Origin of the sequence: Pseudomonas sp., assembly GCF_048269965.1 — a bacterium.
Taxonomy (GTDB): domain Bacteria; phylum Pseudomonadota; class Gammaproteobacteria; order Pseudomonadales; family Pseudomonadaceae; genus Aquipseudomonas.
The window spans coordinates 64,081-78,556 of record NZ_JBLWTV010000021.1; the positions used below are offsets into that span (position 1 = coordinate 64,081).

The 14,476-nt window shown below is 62.1% G+C and carries 15 protein-coding genes; all 15 read left to right on the plus strand.

Annotated features, from left to right (window positions below; all coding sequences use genetic code 11):
• Positions 1-198: 198 nt before the first annotated feature.
• The 15 genes from fliL to ACN0X6_RS20450 all read left to right on the plus strand — a co-directional run bounded on the left by fliL (position 199) and on the right by ACN0X6_RS20450 (position 14,438).
• Positions 199-720: a flagellar basal body-associated protein FliL gene (fliL, locus tag ACN0X6_RS20380; protein ID WP_417706772.1), complete on the plus strand. Its 522-nt coding sequence runs from the start codon at positions 199-201 to the stop codon at positions 718-720.
• A 12-nt stretch (positions 721-732) separates the two neighbouring features.
• Positions 733-1,704 carry a flagellar motor switch protein FliM gene (gene fliM, locus ACN0X6_RS20385; protein ID WP_017679168.1) on the plus strand — a complete coding sequence of 324 codons (972 nt, stop codon included), beginning with the start codon at positions 733-735 and terminating at the stop codon, positions 1,702-1,704.
• 70 nt (positions 1,705-1,774) lie between these two features.
• Entirely contained in the window at positions 1,775-2,251 is a 477-nt protein-coding gene (fliN, locus tag ACN0X6_RS20390) for a flagellar motor switch protein FliN (protein ID WP_160017627.1), read from the plus strand.
• A gap of 2 nt (positions 2,252-2,253) precedes the next feature.
• Positions 2,254-2,685: a flagellar biosynthetic protein FliO gene (gene fliO, locus ACN0X6_RS20395; RefSeq protein WP_417706777.1), complete on the plus strand. Its 432-nt coding sequence runs from the start codon at positions 2,254-2,256 to the stop codon at positions 2,683-2,685.
• Positions 2,685-3,470 (plus strand): flagellar type III secretion system pore protein FliP, encoded by a 786-nt coding sequence (gene fliP / locus ACN0X6_RS20400; protein ID WP_417706779.1) that lies wholly within the window; start codon positions 2,685-2,687, stop codon positions 3,468-3,470. The genes fliO and fliP overlap by 1 nt, the downstream gene beginning before the upstream one ends.
• A gap of 11 nt (positions 3,471-3,481) precedes the next feature.
• Positions 3,482-3,751, plus strand: a complete 270-nt coding sequence (fliQ, locus tag ACN0X6_RS20405; RefSeq protein ID WP_417706780.1) for a flagellar biosynthesis protein FliQ — start codon at positions 3,482-3,484, stop codon at positions 3,749-3,751.
• 13 nt (positions 3,752-3,764) lie between these two features.
• Complete coding sequence (gene fliR / locus ACN0X6_RS20410) at positions 3,765-4,541, plus strand: flagellar biosynthetic protein FliR (protein WP_417706782.1); 777 nt, start codon at positions 3,765-3,767, stop codon at positions 4,539-4,541.
• A 9-nt stretch (positions 4,542-4,550) separates the two neighbouring features.
• Positions 4,551-5,687, plus strand: a complete 1,137-nt coding sequence (flhB, locus tag ACN0X6_RS20415; RefSeq protein ID WP_417706784.1) for a flagellar biosynthesis protein FlhB — start codon at positions 4,551-4,553, stop codon at positions 5,685-5,687.
• 85 nt (positions 5,688-5,772) lie between these two features.
• A complete protein-coding gene (gene flhA, locus ACN0X6_RS20420) occupies positions 5,773-7,920 on the plus strand; it encodes a flagellar biosynthesis protein FlhA (RefSeq protein WP_417706786.1) in 2,148 nt (715 codons plus the stop codon).
• Positions 7,921-7,931: 11 nt separating this feature from the next.
• The gene (gene flhF / locus ACN0X6_RS20425; RefSeq protein ID WP_417706788.1) at positions 7,932-9,242 is read left to right on the plus strand and encodes a flagellar biosynthesis protein FlhF; all 1,311 of its coding nucleotides are present in this window, start codon (positions 7,932-7,934) and stop codon (positions 9,240-9,242) included.
• Positions 9,243-9,355: 113 nt separating this feature from the next.
• Entirely contained in the window at positions 9,356-10,186 is an 831-nt protein-coding gene (fleN, locus tag ACN0X6_RS20430; protein ID WP_162843938.1) for a flagellar synthesis regulator FleN, read from the plus strand.
• Entirely contained in the window at positions 10,183-10,929 is a 747-nt protein-coding gene (gene fliA / locus ACN0X6_RS20435) for an RNA polymerase sigma factor FliA (RefSeq protein WP_417706790.1), read from the plus strand. The genes fleN and fliA overlap by 4 nt, the downstream gene beginning before the upstream one ends.
• A gap of 99 nt (positions 10,930-11,028) precedes the next feature.
• Positions 11,029-11,403 (plus strand): chemotaxis response regulator CheY, encoded by a 375-nt coding sequence (locus ACN0X6_RS20440; RefSeq protein WP_169968482.1) that lies wholly within the window; start codon positions 11,029-11,031, stop codon positions 11,401-11,403.
• Between the two features lie 19 nt (positions 11,404-11,422).
• Positions 11,423-12,211 (plus strand): protein phosphatase CheZ, encoded by a 789-nt coding sequence (locus ACN0X6_RS20445; protein WP_417706792.1) that lies wholly within the window; start codon positions 11,423-11,425, stop codon positions 12,209-12,211.
• Between the two features lie 13 nt (positions 12,212-12,224).
• Positions 12,225-14,438, plus strand: coding sequence for a chemotaxis protein CheA (locus tag ACN0X6_RS20450; protein ID WP_417706793.1), 2,214 nt, complete (start codon positions 12,225-12,227; stop codon positions 14,436-14,438).
• The last annotated feature ends 38 nt before the right edge of the window (positions 14,439-14,476 follow it).

Below are 14,476 nucleotides of genomic sequence, written 5' to 3' on the forward strand. Positions count from 1 at the left end.
ATCGGTGTTCCTCCGCTAGACTTGCATTCGCCCGGGTTGCCGAAAGGTGCTCGGGCGAATGCATTTTGGGTGACAGCAGGGAGCTGGAGCTGTTAAATCCGCAGCCCAGAGTTAGACAAGCCTGCTCATATGCTGGCATAACACTTGCTCATAACCCTTTGAATGCGGAAAGAACGTAGGTACTGACGGATTATTGGCATGGCTAAGAAAGAAGCGGCACCGGCTGCCGACGGACAACCCGCCGGCAAGAGCAAGCTCAAACTCATCATCCTGATCGTGGTGGGCCTGCTTCTGGCCGTCGGCCTTTCCGTGGGCGGCACCTGGTTCATTCTCAGCAAGGGCGACAAGAGCGAGGCGGCTGAGCCCGCAGAGGCCGCAGCACCGGCGGCTCCAGTGCGCCAGCCGGCCATCTACCAGGATCTGATGCCGGCCTTCGTGGTCAATTTCAATCACCAGAACCGTACCCGCTACCTGCAGGTCAGCATGGCCTTGATGAGTCGCGATACCGCCGGCATGGAAAAGCTCAAGGTGCACATGCCGGTGTTGCGTAACCGTCTGGTGATGCTGCTCTCCGGTCAGGATTTTGCCGCGCTGCAAACGCCGCTGGGCAAGGAGATGCTTCTGCAGCAGGCGCTGGCCAGCGTGCAGGAGCTGGCGCAGAAGGAAACCGGCAGCACTGTGGTCGAGCAGGTGCTGTTCACCAATTTCGTGTTGCAGTAGCGGGAGCCGAAGATGGCCGTGCAAGACCTGCTTTCCCAGGACGAGATCGATGCGCTGTTGCATGGCGTCGATGACGGCCTGGTCGAAACCGAGGACGCCGCAGAGCCGGGGAGCGTCAAGCAATATGACCTGACCAGTCAGGATCGTATCGTCCGTGGGCGCATGCCGACGCTGGAGATGATCAACGAGCGCTTCGCCCGCTACACCCGCATCAGCATGTTCAACCTGTTGCGCCGTTCGGCTGACGTGGCCGTCGGTGGCGTGCAGGTGATGAAATTCGGCGAGTACGTGCATTCGCTGTACGTGCCGACCAGTCTCAATCTGGTGAAGATGAAGCCGCTGCGCGGCACCGGTCTGTTCATCCTCGACGCCAAGCTGGTGTTCAAGCTGGTGGACAACTTCTTCGGCGGCGATGGACGCCATGCCAAGATCGAAGGGCGTGAATTCACCCCCACCGAGCTGCGCGTCGTGCGCATGGTGCTCGACCAGGCCTTCGTCGACCTGCGCGAAGCCTGGCACGCGGTCATGGACATCAACTTCGAGTACGTCAATTCCGAGGTCAACCCGGCGCTGGCCAATATCGTCAGTCCGAGCGAGGTGGTGGTCGTGTCCACCTTCCATATCGAACTGGACGGCGGCGGCGGCGACCTGCATATCACCATGCCGTACTCGATGATCGAGCCGATCCGCGAGATGCTCGATGCCGGCTTTCAGTCCGATGTCGACGATCAGGACGAACGCTGGATCAAGGCCCTGCGCGAGGACATCCTCGATGTCAGCGTGCCGCTGGCCGCCACCGTGGCCCGTCGCCAGCTGAAACTGCGCGACATCCTGCATATGCAGCCGGGTGATGTGATCCCCGTGGAATTGCCGGACAACGTGGTCATGCGCGCCAACGGCGTGCCGACCTTCAAGGTCAAGCTCGGTGCGCACAAGGGCAATCTGGCCCTGCAGGTACTGGAACCAATCGAACGCCAACGCTGAGGCGCTGGCACCTCCGTAGGGCCACCAGGCCCGAAGCGAACGAATAGCAGAAGCCAGGCGAGGAACCACGATGGCAGACGAAGAGAACACCTCCCCCGAGGAGCAGGCACTGGCCGATGAATGGGCCGCAGCGCTGGCCGAGGCAGGTGATGCCGATCAGGACGACATCGATGCCATGCTGGCCGGGCAGGGTGCCGCTCAGGCGGCGCAACCTGCCGCGCCGCGTGCACCGATGGAAGAGTTCGGCAGCGCGCCGCCTACCAGCAACCTGCCGGTCAATCTGGATGGGCCCAATCTTGACGTGATCCTGGATATTCCAGTGTCCATCTCCATGGAAGTGGGTAACACCGATATCACGATCCGCAACCTGCTGCAGCTCAATCAGGGCTCGGTGATCGAGCTGGATCGTCTGGCCGGTGAGCCGCTCGACGTGCTGGTCAACGGCACGTTGATCGCCCATGGCGAAGTGGTGGTGGTCAACGAGAAGTTTGGCATTCGCCTGACCGACGTGATCAGCCCCAGCGAACGTATCAAGAAGCTGCGCTGACCATGGCTCGTCTTCTCGCTCTGTTTCTGAGCATGCCCCTGGCGGCCATGGCTGCCGAACCCACCGGCAAGGCGGCGACGCCCATGGCTGGCAGCGACATAGCCGGCCAGCTCGGTCAGTTGCTGCTCGGCCTGCTGCTGGTGATCGGCCTGATCTTCCTGCTCGCCTGGCTGCTGCGTCGTGTACAGCAACTGGCTCCACGCGGTGGTCAGGTGATCAAGCTGCTGGCGACTCAGGCGCTGGGCCCGCGTGATCGCCTGGTGCTGGTGCAGGTGGGCAACGAACAGATATTGCTGGGCCTGTCTGCCGGGCGGATCACTCCGCTGCACGTGCTCAAGGAACCCGTGCACCTGGCCGACGCCGAGCAGGCCACACCGGAATTCGCTCAGCGCCTGATGGAGCTGCTGGGCAAGGATCAGAAGGACAAATCCTGATGCTGCGTTTGTTGCTGGTGCTGGTGCTGAGTCTCGCCGCATCGCTGGCGTTCGCCGAAGACCCGCCTGGCGCCAGCACGCTGATTCAGCAGGGCAACAGTCCACTGTCGATCCCGGCCATTACCCTGTCGACGGACGCGGAGGGCCAGCAGGAGTACTCGGTCAGCCTGCAGATTCTGCTGATCATGACGGCGCTGAGTTTCATCCCGGCGTTCGTCATGCTGATGACCAGTTTCACCCGCATCATCATCGTCTTCTCCATCCTGCGTCAGGCGCTGGGCCTGCAGCAGACACCCTCGAACCAGATACTGGTCGGCCTGGCGCTGTTCCTGACGATGTTCATCATGGCGCCGATTTTCGACCGGATTAACAGCGATGCGTTGCAGCCTTATCTGAACGAGGAGATCGTCGCTCAGGAGGCGCTGACTCGGGCAGAAGGACCGATCCGCGATTTCATGCTGGCGCAGACTCGCGAAAGCGACCTGGAGCTGTTCGTGCGGCTGTCCAAGCGTACCGACCTGGCCGGCGCCGAGGACGTGCCGTTGACCATTCTGGTGCCGGCGTTCGTCACCTCCGAGCTGAAGACCGCGTTCCAGATCGGCTTCATGATCTTCATTCCGTTTCTGATCATCGACATGGTGGTCGCCAGTATCCTCATGGCGATGGGTATGATGATGCTTTCGCCGCTGATCATCTCATTGCCGTTCAAGATCATGCTGTTCGTCCTGGTCGACGGCTGGGCGCTGATCATGGGCACCCTGGCCGCCAGTTTCGGCACGTTATAGCGAGGCCTTTGATGACTCCCGAGGTTGCGGTTGATCTGTTTCGCGAAGCACTGTGGCTGATTGTCGTGATCGTCGGCCTGGCGGTCGTGCCCAGCCTGGTGGTGGGGCTCATCGTGGCGATGTTCCAGGCCGCCACGCAGATCAACGAGCAGACGCTGAGTTTTCTGCCGCGTCTGATGGTGATGCTGATCACCCTGATCTGGGCCGGACCCTGGCTGGTGAGTCAGCTGATGGAGTACACCCAGACGTTGATCCAGAACATCCCGTACCTCATAGGTTGAGGGGCTGGGCGCGATGCTGGAATTGAGCAACGAGCAGATCAGCGCCTGGGTCGGCCAGTTCATGCTGCCGTTGTTTCGTATCGCCGCGATGCTGATGGTGATGCCCATCATCGGTACCCAGCTGGTGCCGAATCGTGTGCGTCTCTATCTGGCGTTGGCGATCAGCGTGGTGCTGGTACCGTCCTTGCCGCCGATGCCGCAGGTCGATGCGCTCAGCCTGCGCAGCTTGCTGCTGATTCTCGAGCAGGTGCTGATCGGCGCCATGCTCGGCTTCATCCTGCAGTTGTTCTTTCATCTGTTCGCGGTGGCCGGGCAGATCATTGCCATGCAGATGGGGCTGGGCTTCGCGTCCATGGTGGACCCCACCAATGGCGTATCGGTGCCGGTGCTCGGGCAGTTCATGCTGATGTTGGTGACGTTGCTGTTTCTTGCCATCAACGGCCATCTGGTGGCGCTGGAGATTCTGGCAGAGAGTTTCGTCACGCTGCCATATGGCCAGGGCCTGATGGTCAATCATTACTGGGCGCTGGCTGGCAAGCTGGGCTGGGTGATCGGTGCCGGCCTGTTGTTGACCTTGCCGGCCGTCACCGCGTTGCTGGTGATCAACCTGGCGTTCGGCGTGATGACGCGCGCGGCACCGCAGCTGAACATCTTCTCCATCGGCTTCCCGCTGACCCTGGCCATGGGTCTGGTGATCTTCTGGGTGAGCCTCTCCGATTTCGGCAACCTGTTCCAGGCGCTGGCCAGCGAAGCCCTGCAGCAGCTGGGCGAATTCGCTCTGACGCGATGAGGAGCAAGCATGGCTGAGAGCGAGAGTGGCGCCGACAAGAGCGAGGAACCCACAGGCAAGCGACTTGAAGAGTCGCGCAAGAAAGGCCAGATCGCTCGCTCCAAGGAGCTCAATACGCTGGCGGTGACCCTCACCGGCACCGTGGCGCTGATCATCTTCGGCGCCTATATGGGCAATGTGCTGATGGACATCATGCGCGGCAACTTCAGCCTGCCGCGTGAGGTGTTGATGAACGAAGGCAGCATGGCCCAGTACCTGCTGGCGTCGGGCAAGCAGGCGCTGCTGGCGACGCAGCCGTTCTTGCTTGCCTTGCTCATCGCCTCCATCGCCGGCCCCATTGCCCTGGGTGGCTGGCTGTTTTCAGCCGAGGCGTTGCAGCCCAAGGCCAGCCGGATGAACCCGCTGGCAGGCCTCAAGCGCATGTTCTCGGTTCAGGCGCTGGCCGAGTTGTTCAAGGCACTGGCCAAGTTTCTGGTCATTCTTGCGGTGGCGCTGGTGGTGCTTTCGGCGGATCAGGACGATCTGCTGGCGATTGCCAATGAGCCGGTCGAGCCCGCTATCCTGCACAGCCTCAATGTGGTCGGTTGGAGCGCGTTCTGGTTGTCCTGCGGGCTGATCCTGATCGCCGCAGTGGATGTGCCGTTCCAGCTCTGGAGTCACAAGCAGAAGCTGATGATGACCAAGCAGGAAGTGCGCGACGAGTACAAGGACACCGAGGGCAAGCCTGAGGTCAAGGGACGCATTCGGCAACTGCAGCGCGAGATGGCTGAGCGGCGCATGATGCAGTCCATTCCCCAGGCCGACGTGGTGATCACCAACCCGACGCACTTTGCCGTGGCGCTCAAATATGACCCCGAGACGGGCAGCGCGCCGTTGTTGCTGGCCAAGGGGGGCGACTTCCTGGCATTGAAGATCCGCGAGATTGCCCAGGAGCACCAGGTGATGGTGCTGGAGTCGCCGGCGCTGGCCCGGGCGGTTTATCACTCGACCGAGTTGGACCAGGAAATTCCTGCTGGCCTGTATCTGGCCGTGGCGCAGGTGCTCGCGTACGTCTATCAGTTGCGACAGTACCGGGCGGGCAAGGGCAAGCGGCCTGGTCCGTTGCCGGATCTGCCGATTCCGCCGGATTTACGTCGCGACTCGTAAAGGGCGTCTTGTACGCTGCCCTGTCATTTCTGGAACGCTTCTTGCCATTACCTCTTCAGGACGCACTTTCGCGTCAAAAGATTGAATGGCTTGGGGTAGGGACGTGGCAGTAGATCGCGCACAGTTAATCGGTGATGTCCGCAGCAATCTGGCGGGCCTGCGTCACGGCAATCTGGGTATTCCCCTGCTGCTGCTGGTCATGCTCGGCATGGTCATGTTGCCGATCCCGGCCTTCCTGCTCGACGTGCTGTTCACCTTCAGCATCGCACTGTCGATCGTGGTGCTGCTGGTCAGTATCTATGCGCTGCGGCCGCTGGACTTCGCCGTATTCCCCACCATCCTGCTGGCAGCCACGCTGTTGCGTCTGGCGCTGAACGTGGCTTCGACGCGCGTGGTGCTGCTCAACGGTCACGAGGGGCATGGAGCGGCTGGCCAGGTGATCCAGGCCTTCGGTGAAGTGGTGATCGGCGGCAACTACGTGGTGGGTATCGTGGTGTTCGCCATCCTCATGATCATCAACTTCGTGGTGGTCACCAAGGGTGCCGGGCGTATCTCCGAAGTCAGTGCGCGCTTCACCCTCGATGCCATGCCCGGCAAGCAGATGGCCATCGACGCCGACCTCAACGCTGGCCTGATCGATCAGAACGAAGCCAAGAAACGCCGCAGTGAAGTGTCTCAGGAGGCCGATTTTTACGGTTCCATGGACGGTGCCAGCAAGTTCGTCCGTGGCGATGCCATCGCCGGCCTGCTGATCCTGTTCATCAACCTCATCGGTGGTATCGCCATCGGCGTGTTCCAGCACTCGCTGGCTTTCTCCGACGCCGGCAAGGTCTACACCCTGCTGACCATCGGCGACGGCCTGGTGGCGCAGATTCCTTCCCTGCTGCTGTCCACTGCCGCGGCGGTGATGGTGACCCGTGTTTCTTCCTCTGAAGACATGGGCGCGCAGGTCAATCGGCAGATGTTCGCCTCGCCGCGCGCGCTGGCCGTGGCGGCGGCAATCATGATCGCCATGGGCCTGGTGCCGGGCATGCCGCATTTTTCCTTCATCAGCCTCGGCCTGATCGCCGCTGCCGGCGCCTACTGGATCGCCAATCGCCAGCGCAAGACCAAGGAAGAAGAGGTCAAGGAGGTCCAGCGTCAGCAGGAACTGATCCCTGCGCAGAAGGCGCAGGAGGTCAAGGAGCTGGGGTGGGACGATGTCACCCCGGTGGACATGGTCGGTCTGGAAGTGGGTTATCGCCTGATTCCGCTGGTCGACCGCAACCAGGGGGGGCAACTGCTGGCGCGGATCAAGGGGGTGCGCAAGAAGCTGTCGCAGGAAATGGGCTTTCTCATGCCTTCGGTGCATATCCGCGACAACCTCGATCTGGCGCCCAATGCCTACCGTTTGACGCTGATGGGCGTGAGCGTGGCCGAGGCGGAGGTTTATCCGGATCGTGAATTGGCGATCAACCCTGGCCAGGTGTTCGGTCCGCTCAATGGCATCGCCGCCAAGGATCCGGCGTTCGGTCTGGAGGCCGTGTGGATCGACCCTACTCAGCGCGATCAGGCGCAATCGCTGGGTTACACCGTGGTCGACGCCAGTACCGTGGTCGCCACTCACCTCAACCAGATCCTGCACAAGCATGCCCACGAGCTGCTGGGGCACGAGGAAGTGCAACAGCTGATGCAGTTGCTGGCCAAGAGCTCGCCGAAGCTGGCCGAGGAACTGGTGCCGGGGCTGGTATCGCTGTCGACCCTGCTCAAGGTGCTGCAGGCGCTGCTGCAGGAGCAGGTGCCGGTGCGCGACATCCGCACCATCGCCGAGGCCATCGCCAACGTCGCGCCGAAGAGTCAAGATCCCGCCGCGATGGTCGCTGCGGTACGCGTCTCGCTGGCCCGTGCCATCGTCCAGGGCATCGTGGGACTAGAGCCGGAGCTGCCTGTGATCACCCTCGAGCCAAGGTTGGAACAGATCTTGCTCAACAGTCTGCAGAAGGCCGGTCAGGGCGGTGAGGATGGCATCCTCCTCGAACCGGGCATGGCCGAGAAGCTGCAGCGTTCCCTGGTGGAAGCGGCGCAGCGCCAGGAAATGCTCGGCAAACCGGTGATTCTGCTGGTGGCCGGACCGGTCCGGGCGATGTTGTCGCGCTTCGCGCGGCTGGCGGTACCCAGCATGCACGTGCTGGCCTACCAGGAAATTCCGGACAACAAGCAGGTCACCATAGTCGCTACGGTTGGCCAGAACTGAGGTAAAGGGTCATGCAGGTCAAACGCTTCTTCGCCGCCGATATGCGAACCGCCATGAAACTGGTGCGTGACGAATTGGGCGCCGACGCCTCGATCATCGGCAATCGCCGTGTCGCCGGTGGTGTCGAGCTGACTGCAGCGCTGGATTATCAGGCGCCGATGCCGGTGCGCCCGAATCCGGCGCTGGAAGCCGAGCTGCGCAAGACCCAGGCGCGCATCGCCAGCGCTCAGGCTGAGCTGACCACGCGTGCCGAGCAGGATGCCGGCAAGGATCGTCAACTGTTCGCCAACGAGTCGCTGCTGGCGCCCGAACTGCCGGCGACCCTGGTCAAGCCGCAGCGCCCGCTCGAGGCCCCGGTAGCGGCTGCGCCTGCGGTCGACCCGCGCGCACTGGAAGCCATGCGCTTCGAGCTGCACGGCCTGCGTGAGCTGATCGAAGTACAGTTGGGTTCGATCGCCTGGGGTCAGTTGCAGAATCGCCGCCCCCAGCAGGCCAATCTGTGGCGCCGCCTGCAGCGCATGGGGCTGTCTGCCGAGCTGTCGCAGGCGCTGCTGAGCAAGGTGGCCGGCGTGGCCGAGCCGCGTCAGGCCTGGCGCATGCTGCTGGCGCATCTGGCTCACGCGATCACCACGCCCAAGGTCGAGCCGCTGGAAGAGGGTGGCGTGATCGCCCTGGTCGGTCCGGCCGGCATGGGCAAGACGACGACTCTGGCCAAGCTGGCTGCGCGTTATGTGCTTAAGTATGGCTCGCAGCAGGTCGCTCTGGTGAGCATGGACAGCTTCCGTATTGGCGCGCAGGAGCAGCTCAAGACCCTGGGGCGCATCCTCGGTGTGTCGGTGACGCAGATCGACCCTGGTCAGTCTCTGCTGCAGGCTTTGGCGCCGCTGGCCAAGAAGCGCGTGGTGCTGGTCGATACCGCTGGCCTGCCAGGCAACGACCCGGCGCTGCGTCTGCAGCTGGAAAGCCTGGCCTCGGCGCGCATCAAGGCGAAGAATTATCTGGTACTGGCCGCAACAAGTCAGAGTCAAGTGCTCAAGGCCGCCTACCATAGTTACAAGCGTTGTGGCCTTTCAGGCTGCATACTGACGAAACTGGACGAAGCCGCGAGTCTGGGCGAGGTTTTAGGTCTGGCTATAGGCCAGCAACTGCCGGTAGCCTATGTGACGGACGGGCCGCGGATTCCGGATGATCTGCACGTGCCGCGTAGTCATCAGTTGGTCAGCCGTGCCGTGGGGCTGCAGGCTGCCGAGGAGCCGAGTGAAGACGCCATGGCGCAGATGTTCGCCGGCCTTTATCAGCATCCGGCCAAGCGGGCCGGCTGAAGCAGCGAAATTGTTGCACCCTCTCGCCACGTGGTGCGGGAGTGAACGGCCCGACAGGTGGTTTTCAACGGCCTGCAGGGCCAAGTCGAAGTTAGACAAGGTGTAGAAAGAACATGGGTATGCATCCCGTACAGGTGATTGCGGTGACTGGCGGCAAGGGTGGCGTCGGCAAGACCAATGTGTCGGTCAATCTGTCCATGGCCCTGGCCGATCTCGGCCGTCGGGTGATGTTGATGGACGCCGACCTTGGCTTGGCCAACGTCGACGTTCTGTTGGGCCTGACGCCCAAGCGCACCCTGGCCGATGTCATCGCAGGTGAATGCGATCTGCGCGATGTTCTGTTGCAGGGGCCAGGCGGCGTGCGCATCGTGCCGGCAGCCTCCGGTACGCAGAGCATGGTCAGCCTCACGCCGATGCAGCACGCCGGGTTGATCCAGGCGTTCAGTGACATCAGCGAAAATCTTGACGTGCTGGTGATCGACACCGCTGCCGGTATCGGTGATGCGGTGGTCAGCTTCGTGCGAGCCGCGCAGGAGATCCTCGTGGTGGTCTGCGATGAGCCCACCTCGATTACCGACGCCTACGCGCTGATCAAACTGCTCAATCGCGATCATGGCATCAGCCGCTTCCGCGTACTGGCCAACATGGCTCACAGCCCGCAGGAAGGACGCAATCTCTTTGCTAAGCTGACCAAGGTGACGGATCGTTTCCTCGATGTCGCCCTGCAGTATGTCGGTGCCGTGCCCTACGATGAGTGCGTGCGCAAGGCCGTGCAGAAGCAGCGCGCCGTCTATGAAGCCTTCCCTCGCTCCAAGTGCGCTCTGGCGTTCAAGGCGATAGCCCAGAAGGTAGACACCTGGCCGTTGCCGGCCAATCCCCGTGGTCATCTGGAGTTTTTCGTCGAGCGTCTGGTGCAACAACCGACCGCAGACTCGGCCGTATGACAGCAGCCTCTGGACTTCGTATGTACAACAAGGCTCAGGCGCAGGACTCCCAGCACCAGCTGATCGAGCGCTATGCGCCTCTGGTCAAGCGTATCGCCTACCACCTGCTGGCCCGTCTGCCGGCTAGCGTGCAGGTCGACGATCTTATCCAGGCCGGCATGATCGGCCTGCTCGAAGCCTCGCGCAAATACGACTCCAGCAAGGGTGCCAGTTTCGAGACCTTCGCCGGTATCCGTATTCGCGGCTCCATGCTCGATGAGGTGCGCAAGGGTGATTGGGCGCCGCGTTCGGTACACCGCAACAGCCGTATGGTCAGCGATGCCATTCGTGTCGTCGAAGCAAGAACCGGGCGTGACGCTAAAGATCACGAGGTTGCGGCCGAACTCCAATTGAGTCTGGAGGATTACTACGGCATTCTTGGCGACACTTTGGGCAGCCGCCTGTTCAGCTTCGACGACCTGCTGCAGGACGGCGAGCATGGCGGGTTGCACGAAGACGCCGGACACTCTCACCTCGAACCTTCGCGGGACCTCGAAGACGAACGCTTCCAGGCGGCCTTGGCCGGTGCCATCGCCGGCTTGCCGGAGCGCGAACGTCTGGTGCTGGCGCTGTATTACGATGAAGAGCTGAACTTGAAGGAAATCGGTGAAGTGCTGGGGGTTAGCGAGTCACGCGTGAGTCAGTTGCACAGCCAATGCGCGGCGCGCTTGCGCTCGCGGCTGAGTGAATGGCGCGCTGGCTGAACGCGGCGTACTCGCAGGCGCAAACGGTTTCATGATTAAAGGACGTAGTTGCGAGCGCAATACGTTTGGGACTGTACGGAGGTCGACTTGGACAAGAACATGAAAATCCTCATCGTTGACGATTTCTCGACGATGCGACGGATCATCAAGAACCTCTTGCGGGACTTGGGTTTCACCAACACCGCGGAAGCCGATGACGGCACCTCGGCGCTGCCGATGCTGCAAAGCGGCAGCTTCGACTTTCTGGTGACCGACTGGAACATGCCCGGCATGACCGGCATCGACCTGCTGCGCGCCGTACGTGCCGACGAGCGCCTCAAGCACCTGCCGGTGCTGATGGTGACCGCTGAAGCCAAGCGCGATCAGATCATCGAGGCGGCCCAGGCCGGTGTGAATGGCTACGTGGTCAAACCCTTCACCGCTCAGGTGTTGAAGGAAAAGATCGAGAAGATCTTCGAGCGGGTCAACGGCTGATGTCAGCCGCGAGGGTGCTATGGAACACGATGACTCCACGTTGGGTGACCTCGAGTCGACCCTGAAAAACAATGCCCGCGATCTGGTCGACAGCCTTGAACAAGGTAACTTCGGCGCTGCGGTGCAACTGATCAACGAGCTGAACAAGGTCCGTGATCGCGGGCTGTATCACGAGGTCGGCAAACTGACCCGTGAACTGCACAACGCCATTGTCAATTTTCAACTCGATCCGCGCATGCCGCATGCCCAGGAGCTGTCGCAGATCGCCGACGCGACCGAGCGCCTGAACTACGTCGTGACCATGACCGAGAAGGCCGCCAACCGGACCATGGATCTGGTCGAGCAGAGTGCGCCGCTGGTCAACGACCTCAGTGACGAAGCGCAGAGCCTCAGCGCCGAGTGGGGCCGCTTCATGCGCCGTGAAATCGGGGCCGACGGTTTTCGTGAGCTGGCCAAGCGTGTCGAGCTGTTCCTCGCCCGCAGTGAGCGAGATGGCGTAAAGCTCTCCGGCCATCTCAACGACATTCTGCTGGCGCAGGACTATCAGGACCTTACCGGCCAGGTGATCAAGCGTGTCACCCAGCTGGTGACCGAAGTGGAAAGCAACCTGCTCAAGCTGATGCTCATGGCCAGCCAGGTCGACCGTTTTGCCGGTATTCAGCACGACCACGAAGCGCTGCGTAGCGAACAGGAAAAATCAAAAGAGCCATCGCGGGGTGAAGGTCCGCAGATTCATGCCGATAAGCGTGATGACGTCGCCTCCAGTCAAGACGATGTCGACGACCTGCTGTCCAGTCTAGGGTTCTAAGGAGCACACAAATATGAGCTTCGGCGCCGATGAAGAGATCCTCCAGGATTTCCTGGTAGAGGCCGGCGAGATTCTCGAACAGTTGTCCGAACAGTTGGTCGAGCTGGAAAGCCGACCGGACGACATGAACCTGCTCAACGCCATCTTTCGCGGTTTCCATACCGTCAAGGGCGGAGCGGGTTTCCTCCAGCTCAACGAGCTGGTGGAGTGCTGCCATATCGCCGAAAACGTCTTCGACATCCTGCGCAAGGGTGAGCGTCGCGTCGATTCGGAGCTGATGGATGTGGTGCTCGAGGCTCTTGATGCAGTCAATGGCATGTTTGGCGAAGTGCGTGAGCGCCGCGAGCCGACGCCCGCGTCGCCTGAACTTCTGGCGGCACTGGCTCGCCTGGCCGAACCGGGCGGCGCCGAAGCGGCTCCTGAGCCCGTGCAGCAAGCCGAAGCGGAACCCGCGCCGGAGCCTCAGCCCGCTGCGCCTTCCGCTCCCGCAGGCGACATCACCGACAGCGAGTTCGAGCAACTGCTCGAGGCGTTGGGTGAAGCGCCGGCTGCCGCCCCGAGTGCGCAGGCCAGTGCCAGCGACGAGATCACCGATGACGAGTTCGAGTCGCTGCTCGATCAGTTGCACGGCAAGGGCCAGTTCGCCGGTACGGTCGAAACGCCCGCCGCTGCGGTAGTCGCTTCTGCGCCTGCTGGCGCAGCGGCAGGCGATGACATCACCGACGATGAATTCGAAGCGCTGCTCGATCAACTGCATGGCAAGGGCCAGTTCTCGGCCACGGCCGAAGCCGCTGCGCCGGTTGCAGCCGTTGCTGCAGCGCCCGCTCCGGCGGGTGATGAGATCACCGACGACGAGTTCGAGTCGCTGCTCGATCAATTGCACGGCAAGGGCAAGTTCGTCCCGCCGGCTGAGCCCGCGCCTGCCGCTGCGGCTAAACCCGCAGCAGCGCCCAAGGCCGCTGCACCTGCCAAACCCGCAGCAGCCAAGGCTGAGCCTGCTGCCGCTCGTGCTGCTGCCGCGCCGGCGCCCGCTGCCGAAAAGGCATCGGCCGCGAGCGAAGCGGAAACCACGGTACGGGTCGACACTGCGCGCCTCGACGAGATCATGAACATGGTCGGCGAGCTGGTGCTGGTGCGTAACCGCCTGGTGCGCCTGGGCCTGAACAGCGGCGACGAGGCCATGTCCAAGGCCGTGTCGAACCTCGATGTGGTCACAGCCGATCTGCAGACCTCGGTGATGAAGACCCGGATGCAGCCGATCAAGAAGGTGTTCGGCCGTTTCCCGCGTCTGGTCCGCGATCTGGCGCGCAACCTGAAGAAGGAAATCAACCTCGAACTGGTGGGCGAAGAAACCGATCTCGACAAGAACCTGGTCGAGGCCCTGGCTGACCCGTTGGTGCACTTGGTGCGCAACGCCGTCGACCATGGCGTGGAAACGCCGGAAGAACGCGAGAAGAGCGGCAAGGCCCGTGCTGGGCGCGTGGTGCTGTCCGCCGAGCAGGAAGGCGACCATATCCTGCTGTCGATCACCGATGACGGCAAAGGCATGGATGCCGACGTGCTGCGCGCCAAGGCCGTGGAGAAGGGCCTGCTGGACAAGGACGCCGCCGATCGCCTCAACGAGTTCGAATGCTACAACCTGATCTTCGCCCCGGGCTTCTCGACCAAGACCGAGATTTCCGACGTGTCTGGCCGTGGCGTCGGCATGGATGTGGTGAAGACCAAGATTTCCCAGCTCAATGGCACGGTCAACGTGTTCTCGCAGAAAGGCCAGGGCTCGAAGATCATCATCAAGGTGCCGCTGACCCTGGCGATCATGCCGACGCTGATGGTGATGCTGGAGAACCAGGCCTTCGCCTTCCCGCTGGTCAACGTCAACGAGATCTTCCATCTCGACCTGTCGCGCACCAACGTGGTCGATGGTCAGGAAGTGGTGATCGTGCGCGACAAGGCGCTGCCACTGTTCTATCTCAAGCGCTGGCTGGTGCCGCAGGCCTTCCATGAAGGTCAGCGCGAAGGCCATGTGGTGATTCTCACCGTTGGCAGTCAGCGCATCGGCTTTGTCGTCGATCAACTGGTCGGCCAGGAAGAAGTGGTAATCAAGCCACTGGGCAAGATGCTGCAAGGCACGCCCGGAATGTCCGGTGCCACGATCACGGGCGACGGACGCATCGCGTTGATTCTCGACGTACCGAGCATGCTCAAGCGCTACGCTCGACGTTTCTGATGTTTCGCGGCGTGGACCCGAGGTCCACGCCGTCTAGG

What these genes read in the sequence shown, in the direction of transcription:
- fleN (WP_162843938.1), top strand. Translation starts at nt 9,356, where the DNA reads ATGGGTATGCATCCCGTACAGGTGATTGCGGTGACTGGCGGCAAGGGT.
- flhA (WP_417706786.1), top strand. Translation starts at nt 5,773, where the DNA reads ATGGCTTGGGGTAGGGACGTGGCAGTAGATCGCGCACAGTTAATCGGT.
- fliQ (WP_417706780.1), top strand. Translation starts at nt 3,482, where the DNA reads ATGACTCCCGAGGTTGCGGTTGATCTGTTTCGCGAAGCACTGTGGCTG.
- fliR (WP_417706782.1), top strand. Translation starts at nt 3,765, where the DNA reads ATGCTGGAATTGAGCAACGAGCAGATCAGCGCCTGGGTCGGCCAGTTC.
- flhF (WP_417706788.1), top strand. Translation starts at nt 7,932, where the DNA reads ATGCAGGTCAAACGCTTCTTCGCCGCCGATATGCGAACCGCCATGAAA.
- fliO (WP_417706777.1), top strand. Translation starts at nt 2,254, where the DNA reads ATGGCTCGTCTTCTCGCTCTGTTTCTGAGCATGCCCCTGGCGGCCATG.
- ACN0X6_RS20445 (WP_417706792.1), top strand. Translation starts at nt 11,423, where the DNA reads ATGGAACACGATGACTCCACGTTGGGTGACCTCGAGTCGACCCTGAAA.
- fliA (WP_417706790.1), top strand. Translation starts at nt 10,183, where the DNA reads ATGACAGCAGCCTCTGGACTTCGTATGTACAACAAGGCTCAGGCGCAG.
- ACN0X6_RS20440 (WP_169968482.1), top strand. Translation starts at nt 11,029, where the DNA reads ATGAAAATCCTCATCGTTGACGATTTCTCGACGATGCGACGGATCATC.
- flhB (WP_417706784.1), top strand. Translation starts at nt 4,551, where the DNA reads ATGGCTGAGAGCGAGAGTGGCGCCGACAAGAGCGAGGAACCCACAGGC.
- fliP (WP_417706779.1), top strand. Translation starts at nt 2,685, where the DNA reads ATGCTGCGTTTGTTGCTGGTGCTGGTGCTGAGTCTCGCCGCATCGCTG.
- fliM (WP_017679168.1), top strand. Translation starts at nt 733, where the DNA reads ATGGCCGTGCAAGACCTGCTTTCCCAGGACGAGATCGATGCGCTGTTG.
- fliN (WP_160017627.1), top strand. Translation starts at nt 1,775, where the DNA reads ATGGCAGACGAAGAGAACACCTCCCCCGAGGAGCAGGCACTGGCCGAT.
- fliL (WP_417706772.1), top strand. Translation starts at nt 199, where the DNA reads ATGGCTAAGAAAGAAGCGGCACCGGCTGCCGACGGACAACCCGCCGGC.
- ACN0X6_RS20450 (WP_417706793.1), top strand. Translation starts at nt 12,225, where the DNA reads ATGAGCTTCGGCGCCGATGAAGAGATCCTCCAGGATTTCCTGGTAGAG.